This window comes from Micromonospora xinjiangensis (assembly GCF_056150165.1).
Window position 1 is genome coordinate 770,656 of sequence record NZ_JAXCFO010000004.1, and the last position, 17,936, is coordinate 788,591.

Annotated in this window: 17 protein-coding genes; 13 read left to right on the plus strand and 4 right to left on the minus strand. The window is 73.9% G+C overall.

Annotated elements, in window-relative coordinates; all coding sequences use genetic code 11:
• Nucleotides 1-39: 39 nt before the first annotated feature.
• Entirely contained in the window at nt 40-513 is a 474-nt protein-coding gene (locus tag SM573_RS18820) for a hypothetical protein (protein ID WP_474609660.1), read from the plus strand.
• Entirely contained in the window at nt 513-974 is a 462-nt protein-coding gene (locus SM573_RS18825) for a hypothetical protein (protein ID WP_474609659.1), read from the plus strand. Before SM573_RS18820 ends, SM573_RS18825 begins: the two co-directional genes overlap by 1 nt.
• A gap of 1 nt (nt 975) precedes the next feature.
• On the opposite strand, the gene SM573_RS18830 is transcribed toward SM573_RS18825, so the two are convergent.
• Nucleotides 976-1,638, minus strand: coding sequence for a TetR/AcrR family transcriptional regulator (locus tag SM573_RS18830; RefSeq protein ID WP_474616704.1), 663 nt, complete (start codon nt 1,636-1,638; stop codon nt 976-978).
• A 109-nt stretch (nt 1,639-1,747) separates the two neighbouring features.
• Here SM573_RS18830 and SM573_RS18835 point away from each other — a divergent pair, with 109 nt between their 5' ends.
• The 3 genes from SM573_RS18835 to SM573_RS18845 are packed head-to-tail and all read left to right on the plus strand — an operon-like array spanning nt 1,748 to nt 5,098.
• Nucleotides 1,748-3,232 carry a flavin-containing monooxygenase gene (locus SM573_RS18835; RefSeq protein WP_474609657.1) on the plus strand — a complete coding sequence of 495 codons (1,485 nt, stop codon included), beginning with the start codon at nt 1,748-1,750 and terminating at the stop codon, nt 3,230-3,232.
• Nucleotides 3,225-4,172 carry an SDR family NAD(P)-dependent oxidoreductase gene (locus tag SM573_RS18840; RefSeq protein WP_474616705.1) on the plus strand — a complete coding sequence of 316 codons (948 nt, stop codon included), beginning with the start codon at nt 3,225-3,227 and terminating at the stop codon, nt 4,170-4,172. The genes SM573_RS18835 and SM573_RS18840 overlap by 8 nt, the downstream gene beginning before the upstream one ends.
• On the plus strand, nt 4,169-5,098 hold the full coding sequence (locus SM573_RS18845; protein ID WP_474616706.1) for an alpha/beta fold hydrolase: 930 nt from the start codon (nt 4,169-4,171) through the stop codon (nt 5,096-5,098). The genes SM573_RS18840 and SM573_RS18845 overlap by 4 nt, the downstream gene beginning before the upstream one ends.
• Nucleotides 5,099-5,102: 4 nt before the next feature.
• On the opposite strand, the gene SM573_RS18850 is transcribed toward SM573_RS18845, so the two are convergent.
• Both SM573_RS18850 and SM573_RS18855 read right to left on the minus strand, forming a co-directional pair.
• Nucleotides 5,103-6,551 (minus strand): cryptochrome/photolyase family protein, encoded by a 1,449-nt coding sequence (locus SM573_RS18850; RefSeq protein ID WP_474616707.1) that lies wholly within the window; start codon nt 6,549-6,551, stop codon nt 5,103-5,105.
• 64 nt (nt 6,552-6,615) lie between these two features.
• Nucleotides 6,616-7,827, minus strand: coding sequence for a low temperature requirement protein A (locus SM573_RS18855; protein ID WP_474616708.1), 1,212 nt, complete (start codon nt 7,825-7,827; stop codon nt 6,616-6,618).
• 103 nt (nt 7,828-7,930) lie between these two features.
• Here SM573_RS18855 and SM573_RS18860 point away from each other — a divergent pair, with 103 nt between their 5' ends.
• The 4 genes from SM573_RS18860 (at nt 7,931) to SM573_RS18875 (ending at nt 13,219) form a co-directional block, all read left to right on the plus strand.
• Nucleotides 7,931-9,040, plus strand: a complete 1,110-nt coding sequence (locus SM573_RS18860) for a CapA family protein (protein WP_474609652.1) — start codon at nt 7,931-7,933, stop codon at nt 9,038-9,040.
• A 104-nt stretch (nt 9,041-9,144) separates the two neighbouring features.
• Nucleotides 9,145-11,028 (plus strand): Xaa-Pro dipeptidyl-peptidase, encoded by a 1,884-nt coding sequence (locus SM573_RS18865; protein WP_474609651.1) that lies wholly within the window; start codon nt 9,145-9,147, stop codon nt 11,026-11,028.
• A gap of 161 nt (nt 11,029-11,189) precedes the next feature.
• Nucleotides 11,190-11,852 (plus strand): GntR family transcriptional regulator, encoded by a 663-nt coding sequence (locus SM573_RS18870; RefSeq protein ID WP_474609650.1) that lies wholly within the window; start codon nt 11,190-11,192, stop codon nt 11,850-11,852.
• A complete protein-coding gene (locus SM573_RS18875) occupies nt 11,849-13,219 on the plus strand; it encodes an MFS transporter (RefSeq protein WP_474609649.1) in 1,371 nt (456 codons plus the stop codon). Before SM573_RS18870 ends, SM573_RS18875 begins: the two co-directional genes overlap by 4 nt.
• On the opposite strand, the gene SM573_RS18880 is transcribed toward SM573_RS18875, so the two are convergent.
• Nucleotides 13,194-13,613, minus strand: a complete 420-nt coding sequence (locus SM573_RS18880) for a hypothetical protein (RefSeq protein WP_474609648.1) — start codon at nt 13,611-13,613, stop codon at nt 13,194-13,196. The two genes, SM573_RS18875 and SM573_RS18880, sit on opposite strands and share 26 nt — an antisense overlap.
• 310 nt (nt 13,614-13,923) lie before the next feature.
• On the opposite strand from SM573_RS18880, the gene SM573_RS18885 reads away from it, so the two are divergent.
• From SM573_RS18885 to SM573_RS18900, 4 genes are all read left to right on the plus strand, one after another.
• Nucleotides 13,924-15,012: an S-(hydroxymethyl)mycothiol dehydrogenase gene (locus tag SM573_RS18885; protein WP_474609647.1), complete on the plus strand. Its 1,089-nt coding sequence runs from the start codon at nt 13,924-13,926 to the stop codon at nt 15,010-15,012.
• Nucleotides 15,009-15,638: an MBL fold metallo-hydrolase gene (locus SM573_RS18890; protein WP_474609646.1), complete on the plus strand. Its 630-nt coding sequence runs from the start codon at nt 15,009-15,011 to the stop codon at nt 15,636-15,638. The genes SM573_RS18885 and SM573_RS18890 overlap by 4 nt, the downstream gene beginning before the upstream one ends.
• Before the next feature lie 85 nt (nt 15,639-15,723).
• A complete protein-coding gene (locus tag SM573_RS18895) occupies nt 15,724-16,197 on the plus strand; it encodes a VOC family protein (protein WP_474609645.1) in 474 nt (157 codons plus the stop codon).
• Nucleotides 16,198-16,680: 483 nt separating this feature from the next.
• Complete coding sequence (locus SM573_RS18900; RefSeq protein WP_474610252.1) at nt 16,681-17,385, plus strand: hypothetical protein; 705 nt, start codon at nt 16,681-16,683, stop codon at nt 17,383-17,385.
• Nucleotides 17,386-17,936: the final 551 nt, after the last annotated feature.

Below are 17,936 nucleotides of genomic sequence, written 5' to 3' on the forward strand. Positions count from 1 at the left end.
TGACATTACGTGTCAGTGGAGCGCCCGTACCGTCCCGGCATGGCATTCCGCGACAAGCACCTTCGGGTGCCGGCGCCGCTCACGGTCGCCGGCCGGCACCTCAAGCGCTACCACATCGACCAGCCCGGACAACCGATCGAACCTCAGGTGGAGAAGGCGGCCTACGACGTGCTGCCGGTGCTGCTCCCGGACCCGGACGGCACCCCGCCCGCCGGCTGGGTCGTGCTGCACCGTGGCGCCGACACCGGCGCCTACCTGCTGGCGTACTGCTGGACGTGGGACAACGTCGTCGAGGCCCGCGTCGCGGTCGCCGGCCAGCCGGTGCTGGGCTGCCCGGACGAGGACCCGAGCCGCTTCGTCCCGCTGGAGCGGCCGGGAGTGGGCTGCGTCTGGGAGCTGGGCGTGCTGGAGCACGAGCGGGCCGCCTGGATCCGGCACGTGCTCGCGCCGGATCGGCCGGACGTCGACGCGTACCTCGCCGACACCCGCGCCGAGGGGCCGGTGGGCCGCTGATGGGCGACTTCGATTTCCTCGCCGGCACCTGGGACGTGGTCAACCGGCGGCTCACGAAGCGGCACGTGGGCAGCGACGAGTGGGACGAGTTCCCCGGCGTCAGCGTCGCCCGCGCGTTCTTCGGCGGCGCGGGCAGCTTCGACGAGATCACCTTTCCGACGCGCGGCTTCTCCGGCGCCACGGTCCGGATCTTCGACCCGGCCGCCGGCACCTGGTCGATCTACTGGATGAACAGCCGGCGGGGCGTGCTGGAGCTGCCGCCGGTGGTGGGCCGGTTCGTCGACGGAATCGGGACATTCGTCGGCGACGACGTCGACGAGGGCCGCCCGGTCCGCTGCCGGTTCCGCTGGTCCGGGATCACGGCGACCTCCTGCCGCTGGGAACAGGCGTTCTCCCTCGACGGCGAGCGCACCTGGGAGACCAACTGGACCATGGAGTTCACCCGGCGCGGGCCGGCGTAGGTCAGGCCGGCGGGGGAGTGCCGCTGCGGTAGATGGCGGCCAGCCACACGTCGAGAAGCACGTCCACCACGTCCGGCTCGGGCACCGCGGGCCCGTCGGCGGCGAAGGTGGCGTAGAAGACGCGTTCGTTCATCGAGTTCAGCGCGATCGCGAGGTCCCGGGCGGGCAGCCCGTCCGGGGCCGCGCCGCGACGGCGCTCGGCCTCGATGGCCGTCTCGGTGCAGCGCACCCAGCGCTCCAGCACGGCCGCCCAGAGATCACGCACCTCGGCGTTGGTGCCGCGCACCTGGGCGCAGGCCAGCACGACCGCCTTGTGGGCGCGGAACGTGTCGTGGAACCGGCCGATCAGCTCCCGCCACCGGGCCCGCGGGTCCTCGGCGACCCGGTCGAGGACGTCACCGGCGGCCGCGTTCGCCTCCTCGATGACCCGGTCGAGCAGCGTCAGCAGGACGGCGTCCTTGGACGGGTAGTAGAAGTAGAACGCCGGTCGGGAGATGCCGGCGCCGCGGGCCAGGTCGTCGATGGCGATGTCGGCGAACGGCCGCTCGCCCAGCAGGCGCTCCGCCGTGGACAGGATCGCCAGCTCACGGTGGTCGCCCGAGCAGCGGCCGGCGCGCCGCCCGCGCGGGCTGGCGCTCCCGGCGGCGGTACGGCCGAGCGTCATGGTCGTCGATACTAACGGGTTTCGACAGGGTGTCGAGATTGTTGACAGGGTGTTGACCGGCGTCGACGGTGATGGATAGGGTCCCGTCCACCGCCACCAGGGAGCTGCCATGGCCTCCGACCACGTCGACGTGCTCATCGTCGGCGCCGGGCTGTCCGGCGTCGGCGCCGCCTGCCAGCTGCGGCGCAGCTGCCCCGGCAAGACGTACGCCGTGCTGGAGGCCCGCGACGCCATCGGCGGCACCTGGGACCTCTTCCGCTACCCCGGCGTCCGGTCCGACTCGGACATGTTCACGCTCGGCTACTCGTTCCGCCCGTGGACGAACCCGAAGTCCATCGCCGACGGTGACTCGATCCGGGAGTACGTCCGCGAGACGGCCCGCGAGTACGACGTCGAGCGGCACATCCGGTTCCGGCACCGGGTGGTCCGCGCCGAGTGGGACAGCGCCACGGCGCGCTGGACGGTGCACGCCCACCGCGACGACACCGCCGAGACGGTGGAGCTGACCTGCGGCTTCCTCTACGTCTGCGCCGGCTACTACCGCTACGACGCCGGCTACACCCCGCACCTGCCGGGCATCGAGCGGTACGCGGGGCGGGTCGTCCACCCGCAACACTGGCCGGCCGACCTGGACCACACCGGCAAGCGGGTCGTGGTGATCGGCAGCGGCGCCACCGCCGTCACGCTGGTCCCGGCCCTGGCCGAGCGCGCCGCGCACGTCACGATGCTCCAGCGCTCACCCACGTACATCCTGGCGCTGCCCTCGCGCGACGTGCTCGCCGACGCCCTGCGGCGCTGGCTGCCGGCAAAGGCCGTCTACCCGGTGGTCCGGTGGAAGAACGTCCTGCTCGCCACCGCCAACTTCCAGCTCAGCCGGCGTGCGCCCCGCCTCGTGAAGCGGCTGCTGCGGCGGGCCGCCAAGGGCCGCCTGCCGGCCGGATACGACGTGGACCGGCACTTCTCGCCCCGCTACGACCCCTGGGACCAGCGGCTGTGCGTCGTGCCCGACGGCGACCTCTTCACCGCCGTGCGGGCCGGCCGGGCATCCGTGGTCACCGACACCATCGACACCTTCACCGCGCACGGCGTCCGGCTGACCTCCGGCGAGGAGCTGCCCGCCGACGTCGTGGTAACCGCCACCGGGCTCAACCTGCTCGCGCTCGGCGGCATGACGCTACGGGTGGACGGCGCCGACGTCGACCTGCCCCGAACCGTCGCCTACAAGGGCATGATGCTCTCCGGCGTGCCGAACCTCGCCATGACGATCGGCTACACCAACGCCTCCTGGACGCTGAAGGCCGACCTCGTCGCGACGTACGTCTGCCGGCTGCTGCGGCACCTGGACCGCACCGGCCAGCAGATCGTGACCCCGCAGCCGCCGCCGGACGACGCCCGGGTGCCCCTGATCGACCTGCGCTCCGGGTACGTGCTGCGTAGCCTGGACACGTTGCCCAGGCAGGGCCGCTCCGCGCCCTGGCGGCTCCACCAGAACTACCCCCGCGACGTGCTGATGATGCGGCACGGGCGGCTGGACGACGAGGGCGTCCGGTTCTCCCGCGCGGGCAGCCCGGAGAGGAGCGCGACCCGTGCGTAGCTTCCGGTTCGACGGCGGCACGGCCCTGGTCACCGGCGCCGCGAGCGGCATCGGCGAGGCCCTGACGCACGCCCTGGCCCGTCGCGGCAGCCACCTCGTCCTGCTCGACCGGGACGCCGAACGCCTCGACGGCGTCGTGGCCGCCGTCCGCGCCGCGCACCCCGACCTGCCCGTCGCCACGTACCTCGTGGACCTGGCCGACGCGGCCGACACCGCCCGCGTCGCCGCGGAGATCCGGCAACGACACCCCCGGATCCGACTGCTGATCAACAATGCCGGGGTGGCTCTCGGCGGCCGCTTCGACCAGGTGACCCTCGAGGAGTTCAGCTGGGTCGTCGACATCAACTTCCGCGCCGTGGTGCGGCTGACCCATGAGCTGCTGCCCACCCTCAGGGCCGAGCCCGGGTCGCACCTGGTCAACGTCTCCAGCCTCTTCGGCCTGATCGCTCCCGCCGGGCAGGCCGCCTACTCGGCGAGCAAGTTCGCCGTCCGCGGCTTCACCGAGGCGCTGCGGCACGAGTTGGTCGAGGACGGCATCGGCGTCACCTGTGTGCACCCGGGCGGGATCAACACCCGTATCGCGGCCAACGCCCGCGCCGGCAGCGGCGTGGACCGTGAGGAGTACGAGCAGGGCCGGCGGCAGTTCGAGAAGCTGCTCACCATCCCGCCCGCCCGCGCGGCCGAGGTGATCCTGCGTGCCGTGGCACGTCGCCGGGGCCGAGCGCTCATCGGCTGGTCGGCGAGGCTGCCCGACCTGCTGGCCCGGGTGGCGCCCGCCTCGTACGGCCGGATCATCGCCCTCGGCCTGGGCCGCCCCGCGTCGGCCCGCCCTGCCGCGTCCGCGACGAACTCACCGGCCCCCAACCCGCCGGCGTCTGGTGTGCCCGCCCAGCGCCGCGCGTCGCAGTCCGCGGGCGAGAAGTCAAGGGAGGCGGCATGACCACGGCAGAGCGGCCGAGGCACGTCACCGTCGCCGCGAGGCGCGTGCGGCACCGTATCGACGGACACGGCGAGCCGGTGGTGCTGCTGCACGGCATCGGCCGCAGCATGCGCGACTTCGGCGAGCTGCACGAACGGCTCGCCGAACGGTTCCGGGTGCACAGCGTCGACCTGCCCGGCCACGGCGGTTCGCTGCCGATGACCGACCCGTACACCCTGCCCTCGCTGGCCCGGTTCGTCGCGCGCTACCTCGACGTGGTCGGCGTCCGCCACCCCGCGCACCTGGTCGGCAACTCCCTGGGTGGGGCGATCGCCATGCGGCTGGCCGTCACCGAGCCGTCGCGGGTCGCCAGCCTCGCCCTGGTCGACAGTGCCGGCTTCGGCCGGGAGGTGACCCTCGCGCTGCGGCTGCTCGCGCTGCGTCCGCTCGGCCGGCTGCTGCTGCGGCCGAGCCGGGCCGCCGCCCGCCGCACCGAACTGGCGCTCTTCCACGACCCGGCGTTCGCGACCCCGGATCGGATCGCCCACGCGCTCGAGAACGCCCGCCTGCCCTACGCGCCACGGGTGTTGCTGGAGATCGTGCGGAGCCTGGGCGACTTCCGCGGCGTGCGCGCACAGTGGCGCGACGAGCTGCTCCCGCGGGTGGCCGAGCTCGACGTGCCCACGATGGTGGTCTGGGGCGAGCGCGACCTCATCCTGCCCTCCGCCCACCTGGACGCCGCCCGGGCCGCGCTGCCGAAGGCCCGCACCCACCTGTTCCGCGACTGCGGTCACCTGCCGCAGATCGAGCGGGCCGAGGAGTTCCACGAGCTGCTGCTGGACTTCTGGGGGGTGGCCACGGCCACCGGCCGGACGGTGACCCGCACGGTGCCCGCCACCGGCGGCTCCACCACCGGCACCGCGCCGGCCGCCGGCACGGCCGGCTGAGCCGTCAGGGCGCGGTGCCGCCCCGCTTCTCCTCCTGGGCCAGCACCGCCTCCCGGTGCTCCGGCTCGTCGCGGCGCGCCAGCTCCGCGGCGAGCCGCGGGTCGTCGACCAGCCGCTCCCGGTTGCGGTGCAGGAACATCTCGAACCCACCCGTGTACGGGCAGGCCAGGTCGCCCAGCGCCTGCTCCGGGGAGTACCGACAGCCGCCGCAGTAGTCACTGATCTCGTCGATGTACGCGCCGTCCACCGCGTACGGGCGCGTCTCGACCCGGGGCAGCCGGGCGTGGTGGCTCATGCCCAGCACGGTCGTGTTCATCACCCAGTCGGCCCCGTCGACGAACGACCGCTGGAACCAGTCCACCAGCTCGGCCGGGCGCCAACCCCGGTGCAGCGCGTAGTTGCCGAGCACCAGCAGCCGGGGCACGTGGTGGGTGAACGCGCGGTCCCGCACCGCGGCCAGCACGTCGGCGAGGCAGCGCGCGTCGACGGCGTCCGCGTCCAGCTCGGCGAACCACTGCGGCAGCGGCTCGCTCGCCGCGGGCCAGCCCGCACCCGGCGGCCGGGGCGGGAGGTACCAGTAGAGCTGCCAGAGGAACTCCCGCCAGCCCAGCAGCCCCCGCACGAACCGCTCCACCGCCGCCCTCGGGGCCGTCCCGTCGCGAAACGCCCGTTCGGCGGCGCGCACCACCGGCTGCGGGTCGAGCAACCCGAGGTTGAACGAGGCGGAGAGCCCGCTGTGCGCCAGCATCGGGTCGTCGACGCTCATGACCTCGGCGTACCGGTCGTACTCGGGCAACCGGTGGCGCAGGAAGTGCGCCAGCCGGGCCCGCGCCTCGGCGTGGGTCGCCGGGAACCGGCGGGGGCCGTCGCGCCCCACGAAACGCACCCCCTCGGCCGCCCACCGGTCCAGGTCGGCGCGCACCTGCGCGTCGATCTCGTCCTCGACGACCGGCGGTGGCGGCGGCAGGGGCCGCGTGGTCGCCGCGGGTGGCCGGTGTCGCGGTGAACCGCCGTCGGCCGGGTCGGTGAGCACACCGTGCCGGAGCTGGGCGTGCCGGTAGAAGTCGGGCATGCGCAGCGGGCCGGTCTGCCGCTCGGCCCAGGCGGCGAAGTCCGTCGGGTCGGTGATGAACCCGCGTGCCGGCAGCACCGCCAGGCCGGGCACGGAGCGGGCGAAGCGCATCGCGGCACGGGAGTGCGGGTGGCAGACCTCCACGGGCTCGGTGAGCTGGTCGAACGCCTCCCGGAAGGTGCCGGTGCGCAGCACCAGCGCGCGGGAGCCCAGCTCGGCGGCGCGGTGCCGCAGCGCGGACAGGATCAGGTGTGCCTTCTGCCGGTGCACGGGCCGCCGACGGAACAGCTCCCGCGCCTCGACGAGCAGCACCGGCTGGTCGGGGTCGTCGAGGAAGTGGGGCCCGAGCTGATCGGCCAGCAGCCATCGGCGGGGAGACATGGCCCAATTCTGCCCACTTCCGCGCCGCTGCACCCCATACCGGATTGGTACGGAGGGTCGCGTTTCAGTGCGCCGCCGCGGTGCCGCCCGGCTCCTCCCGCCCGGTGCCGTCCGCGCCCGGCGCGTTCCCCGATCGCCGGCCCACCACCGTGACCACCACCAGCAGGAACAGCAGGAGCGCCACGAGGTACACGGGTTCGGGGCCGTGCGGGGCGAGCAGCACCAGGGCCGCGGTGACCGGAAAGGCGAGGAGGACCGGCCCGTGCTGTCGTCCGCGTACGTGCAGCAGCCAGACGGTGACCAGGTACACCGCCACCGGTACGGCGACGGCGTAGGCCGCGGTGGCTCCCGGCGCGTGCCCGCCCTCGTGCTGCGCGTGGTCGACGGCCACGGCCAGGCCCGCCCCCACCGCGGCGACGGAGGCGAAGATGAGGTAGTGGCCGTAGCCCCAGGCCAGCGCGTTGCGCAGCCGTGTCGAGACGGCGACCGGCCGGTCGAAGTAGAGCCACCACAGCGCGAACACGATCACCGCGCCGGCCCCGCCCAGCGGCCACAGGTACCGCGCGCCCGCGTCCACGCCGGTCTGGATCGCGAGGGAGACCGCCAGCACGACCTCGCCGAGCACGATCAGCGTGAACAGGCCGTACCGCTCGACGATGTGCCGCGGGTGCCAGGGGGTCATCCCGGGTCGTTCGGCGACGGCCGGCACCAGCAGCTCGGCGATCGCCAGCGCCACGAAGGACGGCACCCGCCAGTCGTCCGGCAGGGCGAGGCGCGCCAGCCAGCCCGCCTGCACGAGGACCACTCCGACGGCGTACCGGACAGCGGCCGCGCGGTGCCCCGGGTCGCCGGCCGCCGCCCGGCTCCAGTGCACGACGGCGGCCAACCGCATCACCACGTACCCGTAGGTGATGACGGTGAAGTCGCCCTCGTCGAAGGCGCGCGGCACCCCCGCGGCCAGGATGAGCGCGCCGGAGATCTCCACGAGCGTGGTGAGCCGGTAGACGTCGTCGTCGGTGTCGTAGGCGGAGGCGAACCAGGTGAAGTTCATCCAGGCCCACCAGATCGCGAAGAACACCATCAGGTAGCTGCCGACGGCGTGGCCGAGGTGGCCCTCCGACACGTCGTGGTGGAGGTTGTCGGCCGCCTGCGCGACGGCCACCACGAAGCACAGGTCGAAGAAGAGCTCCAGCGGCGTCGAGGAGCGGTGCGGCTCGTCCGGGTGGCGGCCCGTCATCCGGCGGTGCCACCGGCGTCCGGCGCGGGTGTGGGTCACGCGTGCTCCTCGGGCCGGCCGTCGTCCACACGATAGCCAGGCGCGACGCCGGTCCGGGCCGGATCGCGTGCCGCCGGCGGTCGTGGGGTGCGAAGGTGGCGGCATGGCGGACGACGCGCTGACCCTCTTCCTCGCCGGCGATGTCATGACCGGCCGCGGGGTGGACGCCGTGCTGCCGCACCCGGGCCCACCCGACCTGCGCGAGGAGCTGGTGCGCGACGCCCGCGACTACGTGCGGCTCGTCGAGCGGGCGAACGGCGCCCTGCCCCGCCCGGTGCCGCCCGGGTGGCCGTGGGGTGTCGCCCTGGAACTCCTCGACGACCTGCGCCCGGCCGCGCGGATCGTCAACCTGGAGACCGCGGTCACCGGCCGGGGCGCACACGAACCGGGCAAGGCCGTGCACTACCGGATGCACCCCGCCAACGTCTCCTGCCTCGCCGAGGCCCGGCTCGACGTGTGCGCGCTGGCCAACAACCACGTCCTCGACTTCGGACCGGACGGCCTGACCGACACCCTCGACGCGCTCGCCGGCATCGGTGTCACGCCGGCCGGGGCCGGCCGCGACGACGTGGCGGCCTGGCGGCCGGCCCGGGTGGAGCTCGGCGCGGGCCGTCGGCTGCTGGTCTTCTCGGTCGCCGCCGCGTCGAGCGGGGTGCCGCCGCACTGGGCCGCGGCACCGCACCGGCCTGGCGTGGCGTACCTGCCCGAGGTGTCGGCGGCCGCCGCGGACGCGCTCGCCGACCGCGTCGCCGCGCACGCCGGGCCGGGGGACCGGGTGCTGGTCTCCGTGCACTGGGGGTCGAACTGGGGGTACGACGTGTCCGGGGACCAGGTCGCCTTCGCCCACCGTCTGCTGGACGCCGGGGTGGACGTGGTGCACGGGCACTCGTCGCACCACCCCCGCCCGGTGCAGGTCCACCGGGGCCGGCTCGTCCTCTACGGCTGCGGCGACCTCGTCGACGACTACGAGGGGATCGGCGGCACGGAGGCGTACCGGCCGCAGCTGCGGCTGCTGTGGCTGCCGACCCTCGACGCGTCGACCGGGACGCTGCGGGAGCTGCGGGCCGTCCCGGTGCGGATGCGCCGGATGCGGCTGGAGCGGGCCGCGCCGGCCGAGGCCCGCTGGCTCGCCGACCTGCTCGGCCGCATCGGGGCGCCGTTCGAGGTCGACGCCGACGGGATGCTCCGCTTGGCGTCCACCGGGGACGGCTGAGAGCCGTCGCCGGTCCTCGACGGCCATCGACGGGAGCGTCTCCCGTACCTAGCATGTGCGTGAATGGATCTTCGGTATCCACCCCCGACCGAAGGGAGACGCGCGTGCGTCGATCCCCCTACCTGGCACTGCTCGGCGTCGGCGTGTCCGGCGCGCTCGTCCTGAGCGCCGCCCCGACGCCGGCGGCGGCCCGACCCGCGGCCACCACCCCGGCCGGCATCGTGGTCAGCGACGGCATGACCCAGCCGGTGTTCTCGCTCGCCGACGCGATCGAGCAGCGGGTGTACGTACAGACCCCGGTCGACACCGACCACGACGGCCGCCCCGACCGGGTGGCGATCGACATCTCCCGGCCCCGGGAGACCGCCACCGACGGCCTCAAGGTGCCGGTCATCTTCGAGCACAGCCCGTACCGCAAGGGCACCTGGGGCGACGTGCCGTACCCGAGCGTGCTGGTCGACGAGCTGCCGCAGAACGGATCGCCCCGCGGCTCGGGGCTGCGGACGCTTGACCTGGGAGTCCAGCGCGCGCAGGCGAAGGCCAACCTGCCCGGGTCGCTGGACGACTACTACGTGCCGCGCGGCTACGCCGTGGTGCTCGGCCAGAGCGTCGGCACCGGCGACTCGGACGGCTGCCCGACCAGCGGGGACCAGGCCGAGACGCTCGGCACGAAGGCGGTCATCGACTGGCTCAACGGGCGCGCGAAGGGGTACGACGCGAGCGGCGCGCCGGTGACCGCCGACTGGACCACCGGCGCGGTCGGGATGACCGGCGTCTCCTACAACGGGACCCTGCCCAACCAGGTCGCGACGACCGGGGTGGAGGGGCTGAAGACGATCGTGCCGGTCTCCGCGATCAGCAGCTGGTACGACTACTACCGCGCCAACGGCCTGGTCGTCGCGCCGGGGACGTTCCAGGGTGAGGACACCGACATCCTCGCCCAGTACACCGCGGGCCAGGTAAGGGCCGAGGGGCAGTGCGCCGACGAGATCGCGAAGCTCACCACGGAGCAGGACCGGGTCACCGGCGACTACACGAGGTTCTGGCAGGACCGCGACTACCTCGACGCCCGGAAGGTGAGGGCGAGCGTCTTCGTCGTGCACGGCCTCAACGACTGGAACGTGAAGACCGAGCACTTCGCCGGCTGGTGGGACGAGCTCGCCAAGCGTGACGTCCCGCGCAAGATCTGGCTCCACCAGGGCGGGCACGGCGGCCCGGGCAGCAACGCCACGGTGACGCTGCCCGACGGCCGCACGTGGACGTACAAGCAGACCGAGAACCGGTGGTTCGACTACTGGCTGTGGAACGTGCCCAACGGGATCATGGGCGAGCCGACCGCCGTGCTGCAGCGGGAGGACCGCGTCTACACCACGTACGCCAACTGGCCGGACCCGGGCGCCCGTGAGGTCGCGGTGAAGCTGGCCGCGACCGACGCCAGCGGGTTGGGCGGGCTCACCACCGGCCGGCAGCCGAAGGTCAAGGTCGAGCAGCGCTTCGTCGACGAGGGACGGACGGTCCACCCGGACACCCTGGTGGCCGGCCCGGACGCGGCGAGCCCGCACCGTCTCGCCTACCGCTCGCCCGCCCTCGCGCAGGCCGTACGCATCTCGGGCCGCCCGGAGATGCGACTGCGTATGGCGATCGACAACAAGCCGGACGCGAACCTCACCGTGTACCTGGTCGACTACGGCCCGGCCGGCTCGACCGCCGCACCGACCGTGGTGACGCGGGGGTGGATGGACCCGCAGAACCGACGGGACGCGTCCCGCTCCCAGGCGGTCAAGCAGGGCAAGCTGTACGACTACCGGTGGACGCTGGAGCCGAAGGACTACGTCTTCCCGGCCGGCCACCGGATCGGCGTGGTGGTGTTCTCCAGCGACCAGGAGTACACGCTCCTGCCGCTGGGCGGCACGCAGCTGCGGGTGGCGCCGAACGACAGCGAGCTGCGCCTGCCGGTCGTGGGCGGAAAGGCCGCGCTGGGCTTCTGAGCCGTTCCTCCGCCGATCGGGGTGGAACGCCCTGCCCGGCCGGAACGGCGACCCGCGATGGGGCAGCCTCCGGGCTGCCCCATCCGCGTGCCCGGGTGGTCCGCGCCACGTTCGGGCTGGCCGCGGACCCTTCGGCCGGCTCCGGGTCGCACCATAGATACATGACGTATCCCTCGGCTCCCTCCCGCGCCGCCGCGCCGTCGGCCGCCGAACGCGCCTACCGGCACCTCAAGCGCGCCATTCTCGAACAGGTCTACCCGGGCGGGCTGCTGATCAGCGAGGGGGAGATCGCCGAGGCGACCGGGGTCTCCCGCACACCGGTCCGCGAGGCGCTGCTGCGCCTGGAGACCGAGGGACTGGTCAAGCTGTACCCCAAGCGGGGGGCGCTGATCCGGCCGGTCTCGGCCCGTGAGATCACCGACGTGATCGAGGCGCGGCGGCTCGTCGAGCTGCACGCCGCGGAGCGGATCTGGGCACGCCGGGCCGAGCTGAAGCCCGATCTCACCCGCCGGCTCGCCGAGATGCGCGCGGCGCACGCCGCCGGCGACCTGACCGCGCTGATGGCCGCCGACCGGGCCTTCCACGCCACCGTGGTGGACGCCGCCGGAAACGAGATCCTCGCCGAGCTGTACCAGCGGCTGCGCGACCGGCAGCTGCGCATGGGCGAGGCCACCTTCCGCCTCTCACCGGGCTGGGCCGAGGTGGCGCTGAGCGAGCACGCCGCACAGCTCGCCGCGCTCGACGACGAGAACCCTGAGCGGTGGCTGACCGCCGTCGCGGCACACATCGACAACGCGGCGACCGTGCTGCGGAACCTGCGGTGAGCGTCGCCGTCAGCCCGCCCCGCCGGTCCGCCGCCGTCGTCTGGGGCGTCGCCATGGCCGCGTACGTGGCCGCCGTCTTCCACCGCAGCACGCTCGGCGTCACCGGCGTCGACGCCGCCCACCGCTTCGACATCAACGCCTCCGCGCTGGCCACCTTCTCGGTGGCCCAGCTCGCCGTGTACGCCGCGATGCAGGTCCCCGTCGGCGTCCTGCTCGACCGCTTCGGCTCGCGCCGGCTCCTCGTCACCGGTGGCCTGCTGATGGTCGCCGGGCAGCTCTGCTTCGCCCTCGCCACCGACGTACGGCTCGCCGTGGCCGCCCGGATCCTGGTGGGGCTCGGCGACGCCATGACCTTCATCAGCGTCCTGCGCATCGTCACGTTCTGGTTCCCCGGCCGGTCCAACCCGCTGATCGTGCAGCTCACCGGCACGCTCGGCCAGCTCGGCGCGATCCTCGGCGCCGTACCCCTGGTCGCCCTCCTGCACCACCTCGGGTGGACCCCGGCGTTCCTCGCGGCCGCGGCCCTCGGCGCCACCGCCGTGCTCCTGGTGCTCGTCGCCGTCCGAGACACCCCGCACCGGGAGACCCTCGCCGTCCCGCCGCCCCGGCCCACCGCCGTCCGGCGTGAACTGGCCGCCGCCTGGGCCCAGCCGGGCACCCGGCTCGGGCTCTGGACGCACTTCGTCACCCAGTTCTCCGGCACGGTCTTCGCGCTGCTGTGGGGCTACCCGTTCCTGGTGCAGGGGCAGGGCCTCACGCCGACCACCGCGGCGTCCCTGCTCACCGTCATGACGGTGGCCGGGCTGCTGGTCGGGCCGGTGCTCGCCCACCTGTGCGGGCGGCACCCGTACCGCCGCTCGGTGCTGGTCTTCACCGTCGTCGGCGCGACCGCGGTGAGCTGGACCGCGGTGCTCGCCTGGCCCGGGCCGGCCCCGCGCTGGCTGCTGGTGGCGCTCGTGCTGGTGCTCGCCGTCAACGGCCCCGCCTCGATGATCGGCTTCGACTACGCCCGCACCTTCAACCCAGCCGCCCGGATCGGCAGCGCCAGCGGGATCGTCAACGTCGGCGGCTTCGCCGCCTCGATCGTCCTGGTCCTCACCGTCGGCGTGGTGCTCGACCTGGCGACCCCGGCCGGGCGGGACACGCCCGACCTCGCCGCGTTCCGCTGGGCTTTCGCCGTGCAGTACGCGCTCTGGGCGCTCGGTGCGGTTCAGGTCCTGCGCTACCGCAACGCGGCCCGGCGACGGCTCGCCGCCGAGGCGGCGGCCTCCACCGGCCGCGGTGAACCAGTCGTGGCCGCGATGGGCGGGCCCGGGGGCGTCGTGGCCGCGCCGGGCGGGTTCAGCGGCTCAGCCGGCGGTGCGTGAGGTCGTCCAGCACCAGGGTCAGGCCCGCGCCGACCAGCCAGATGTCCTTGGCCAGCCCGGCACCCGCCTGCGTGGGGCGTACGCTTCCCGGCTCGCGCATCCCGGGCGTCTTCAGGTAGAGCTGCACCAGCCCCGCGCCGAAGGCGGTGAGCCCGAACCCGACCAGCGCCGACGGTATGAACGGCACGAGGAGGGCTCCGCCGAGCGCGAGCTCGGCGTAGGACAGCAGCTTGGCGAACCGGTCCGGTGGGACCTGCCGCAGCTGGGGAATGGCGCCCACGGCCATGCCGTGGGTCGCCTGCGCCGCCTCCCCTTCGAGGTTCCGCTTGCCCAGTCCCGAGTTCAGCACGTACGCGCCGATGGCGGCGCGGAGCGGCACGTGTGCGACCTTCATGATCACTCCTGCGGTGAGCGCCTGAACGTGCCCCCGGCCTACCCGGGTATCGGGCGGCCTAACGCCGGCACGCCGACCCGGGGGAGGGAGGCGGGTGGCACCGGGCGGCGGCCCGGCGGACGGGGGTGCGGGGTGCCGGCCCCTGCCGCGACCGAGCCTTCGACCACCTCGCCGGGCCGCTGGCGACCAGCGGGACCTAGGCCGGATCGGAAGATCGCGATAGGTTCACCCGAAGGCCGACCACCGGCGCCGTCGCCGGCACACCGGTCCCCGTCGGCCGTCCACCACCGCGGTGACAGGAGGGGGAAGCGTGAGCCAGGAGGTCCGGGGAGTCATCTCCCGCAGCAAGGGTGCGCCGGTCGAGGTGACCACCATCGTGGTGCCGGACCCGGGGCCCGGTGAGGCGATCGTACGGATCCAGTCGTGCGGGGTCTGCCACACCGACCTGCACTACCGCGAGGGCGGCATCACCGACGACTACCCGTTCCTGCTGGGGCACGAGGCGGCCGGCATCGTCGAGGAGGTGGGCGAGGGCGTCAGCGAGGTCGCCCCGGGTGACTTCGTCGTCCTCAACTGGCGCGCGGTCTGCGGGGTCTGCCGCGCCTGCCGGCGCGGCCGCCCCTGGTACTGCTTCGCCACCCACAACGCCGCCCAGAAGATGACCCTCACCGACGGCACCGAGCTGGCGCCGGCGCTCGGCATCGGCGCCTTCGCCGAGAAGACGCTCGTGCACGCCGGGCAGTGCACGAAGGTCGACCCGGCCGCCCGGCCGGCCGCCGTGGGCCTGCTGGGCTGCGGGATCATGGCGGGTCTCGGCGCGGCCATGAACACCGGCGGGGTCACCCGGGGCGACTCGGTGGCCGTGATCGGTTGCGGTGGTGTCGGCGACGCGGCGGTGGCCGGCGCGGCGCTGGCCGGAGCCACGACGATCATCGCGATCGACACCGACGCGCGCAAGCTCGACTGGGCCCGCCGGTTCGGCGCCACGCACACCGTCGACGCGTCCACACAGGATGCGGTGGAGGCCATCCGGGCCGCCACCGGCGGGTTCGGCGCCGACGTGGTGATCGACGCGGTGGGCCGCCCGGAGACGTGGAAGCAGGCGTTCTACGGTCGTGACCTCGCCGGCACCGTGGTACTCGTCGGCGTGCCGACCCCCGAGATGACGCTCGAGGTGCCGCTGCTGGACGTCTTCGGCCGCGGCGGCGCGCTCAAGTCCAGCTGGTACGGCGACTGCCTGCCCAGCCGGGACTTCCCCATGCTGACCGAGCTGTACCTCCAGGGCCGCCTCGACCTGGACGCGTTCGTGACCGAGGAGATCGCCCTGGACCAGGTGGAGCAGGCGTTCGCGCGGATGCACCACGGTGACGTGCTGCGTTCGGTGGTGGTCTTCCCGTGACGGCCCGGGTCGACCACGCCGTCACCTCCGGCACCTTCTCCCTCGACGGCCAGACCTTCGACGTCGACAACAACGTCTGGGTGGTCGGCGACGACGCGGAGTGCGTCGTCCTCGACGCGCCACACGACGTGGAGGCCATCCTGCGGGTGGTGGGGGAGCGGCGGGTCCGGGCCATCCTCGCCACGCACGCCCACGACGACCACGTCCGAGTGGCGCCCGCTCTGGCGCGAGCCACGGGGGCACCGGTGCTGCTGCATCCCGACGACCGCGTGCTCTGGGATCTGGTCCACCCCGACGCCCCACCGGACGGCGAACTGCGCGACGGGGAGGGCGTCGCGGTGGCCGGGATCGAGCTGCGGGTGCTGCACACCCCGGGGCACAGCCCGGGCGCGTGCAGCTTCCACGCGCCCGCGCTGGGCGCGGTCTTCACCGGCGACACCCTCTTCGCCGGGGGCCCGGGCGCCACCGGCCGCTCCTACAGCGACTTCGGCACCATCGTCGACTCGATCCGGACCCGGCTGCTCACGCTGCCTCCCGACACGGTGGTGCACACCGGGCACGGCGATGACACGACCGTCGGCGCGGAGGCGCCCCACCTCGACGAGTGGATCGCCCGCGGCCACTGACAGCACGCTCCTCGCCCCGTCGGCGCGCCGGCTCCGCCCCTCTGGCCGGCCGCGCCGCGCCGGCGGGGCGCTAGAATCGGCTGCCGTGAGCACCGATCCGGGGCGCCCGCCCGCCGTGCGTCAACTCCGGCTCGTCGTCGAGGCCGAGGACTACGATGCCGCTGTCGCGTTCTTCCGCGACGCGCTCGGCCTGCCCGAGCAGGCGGCGTTCTCCGGCGACGGCGGTGCCCGGGTGGTCATCCTGGACGCCGGTCGGGCCACCCTGGAGATCGCCAACCCGGCCCAGAGGCGCATGATCGACGAGGTCGAGGTGGGACGGCAGGTCGCGCCGCGCATCCGGGTGGCCTTCGAGGTGGACGACGCCCGCGCAGCCACCGAGCGGCTGGTGGCCGCCGGGGCGGACGAGGTCGCCCCGCCGACCGTCACACCGTGGCAGTCGCTCAACGCGCGCCTCGACGCGCCGGCCGACCTCCACATCACGGTCTTCCAGGAACTGCTCAGTATCGAGGAGCGGGCGACGCTCGACGGCTTCGGCACCGACGCCGCGCGGGAACACTGAGCGCCCCCTCGACGCTGTGCCTGCGGGCCCCGCACCGCCGGGGCACTGCGCAGGCCCTCACCGCGGGCGCCCTGAACTGGCCCTCACCACGCCGCGTACCTGATCCACCCGTCGTCGCTGCTGGACGCGGTCTGCGAGCTGTTGCCCGCGGGCGTCACCGCCACAGCGGAGGCGACGCCTGACGTCCGGCTCGTCGCCGCCTGAGCCCGGAGCTGCCGACTGTGCCCGGAGCACCGCGCGTCACCGCTGTCCGTTTCGCCGCCGTCCGACCTGTGCGGTCCGGCACCGTCGCGTCACTGCTGTCCGTATTCCGTGCGGTGACCTGCACCGCAGGTTGCGCCGCCTTCGACATTTCCGGAATGACCGACACGCCAGCCTCGTTGTGTTCCCCGTACCGCCCGAGCCCAAACCATCTGCCGGTGCGGACATCCCCCGAGGAGTGCTCACCCCGGAGCGCTTCGCATGACCGAAAGGGCAACCATCGTGAAGCTCGACTTCAGCCGATGGCTCCCCGCCATCGCGAAGGACTCTTACCAGAAGACCGCACTGAGCGTTGTGGGCGTGGCCGTCCTCGGCGGCCTCGCAGTCGGGCCGACCGCGGTCGCCGCCCCCGTCACCTCCGGCCCCCACGAGGGTGCCGTCGCCGCCATCGACCTCGCCACCGGCAAGGCGAGGGCGGAGAAGCAGGGCACCGTCGAGTCCGGCCTGACCACCGGCGCCACCCACGGCAAGCCGAGCGCCGGCAAGCCGAGCCGGGACAAGCTCGTTCCGTACGGTGTCGAGGGCGCCCAGTCGCGTATCCCCCTGGACGACGCGCAGCTCGCCAACGCCAAGGCCATCATCGAGGCCGCGAAGAAGTCCGGCGTGGGTGAGCGGGGCGCGGTGATCGGTGTCGCCACGTCGCTGCAGGAGTCGAAGCTGTACAACCTCGGCCACCTCGGCGCGTACAACGACCACGACTCGCAGGGCCTGTTCCAGCAGCGCCCGTCGTCCGGTTGGGGCACCCCCGACCAGATCACCGACCCGGACTACGCCGCCACCGCGTTCTTCAACGGACTGAAGAACGTCGACGGCTGGCAGCGCATGCCGCTGACCCAGGCCGCGCAGACGGTCCAGGTCTCGGCGTACCCGTTCGCGTACGCCCAGTGGGAGGACCAGGCGGCGGACATCGTCCAGCAGCTCTGGTGACCACCACAGGTCCCACCAAACCGGCCGGCCCCGTTCGGGGCCGGCCGGTTTCCGTTCGCGCGGCCGCCGGCTTGGACGCCCGCCTGCTTCCGCCGGCCGGCGAATGACGGTCGCGCTGCACCCGGTCCGTCCAGCGGCTGGTCGGCCACCCCGGCTCTGTTCGGGCCGGCTGGGTCCGTCGGGCGGGCTGTCGCGTTCGGGCTGGCTCCCCGTTCGGGCCGGCCGGTGCGTGGTCGGCGAAGTCTGTCCGGTCCGGCCTGGCCGGCGAGGTTTCCACCCGCTCGCGTGACGCGCGCAGGCCGCCGCTGCCGCTCCGAAGTGCGACCGGTACCAGGCACGGTCTGCGGTGTGACCCGGTGCATCCCGGGGCCGGAATCCGGGGCGGCGCGGGGCTGTTGGACATGGCTCGACGGCCGGGACGGCAGCACCTCCCCGGCCTCGAAGATCGGCGCGGCCCACCCGGAATGATGTGGGGTCGCGGGTCGTTGGACATGGGCCCGGCGCGGTGACCCCCTGGTCGCGTGAGTGATGCGTCGGATCCCGCCGTTTTC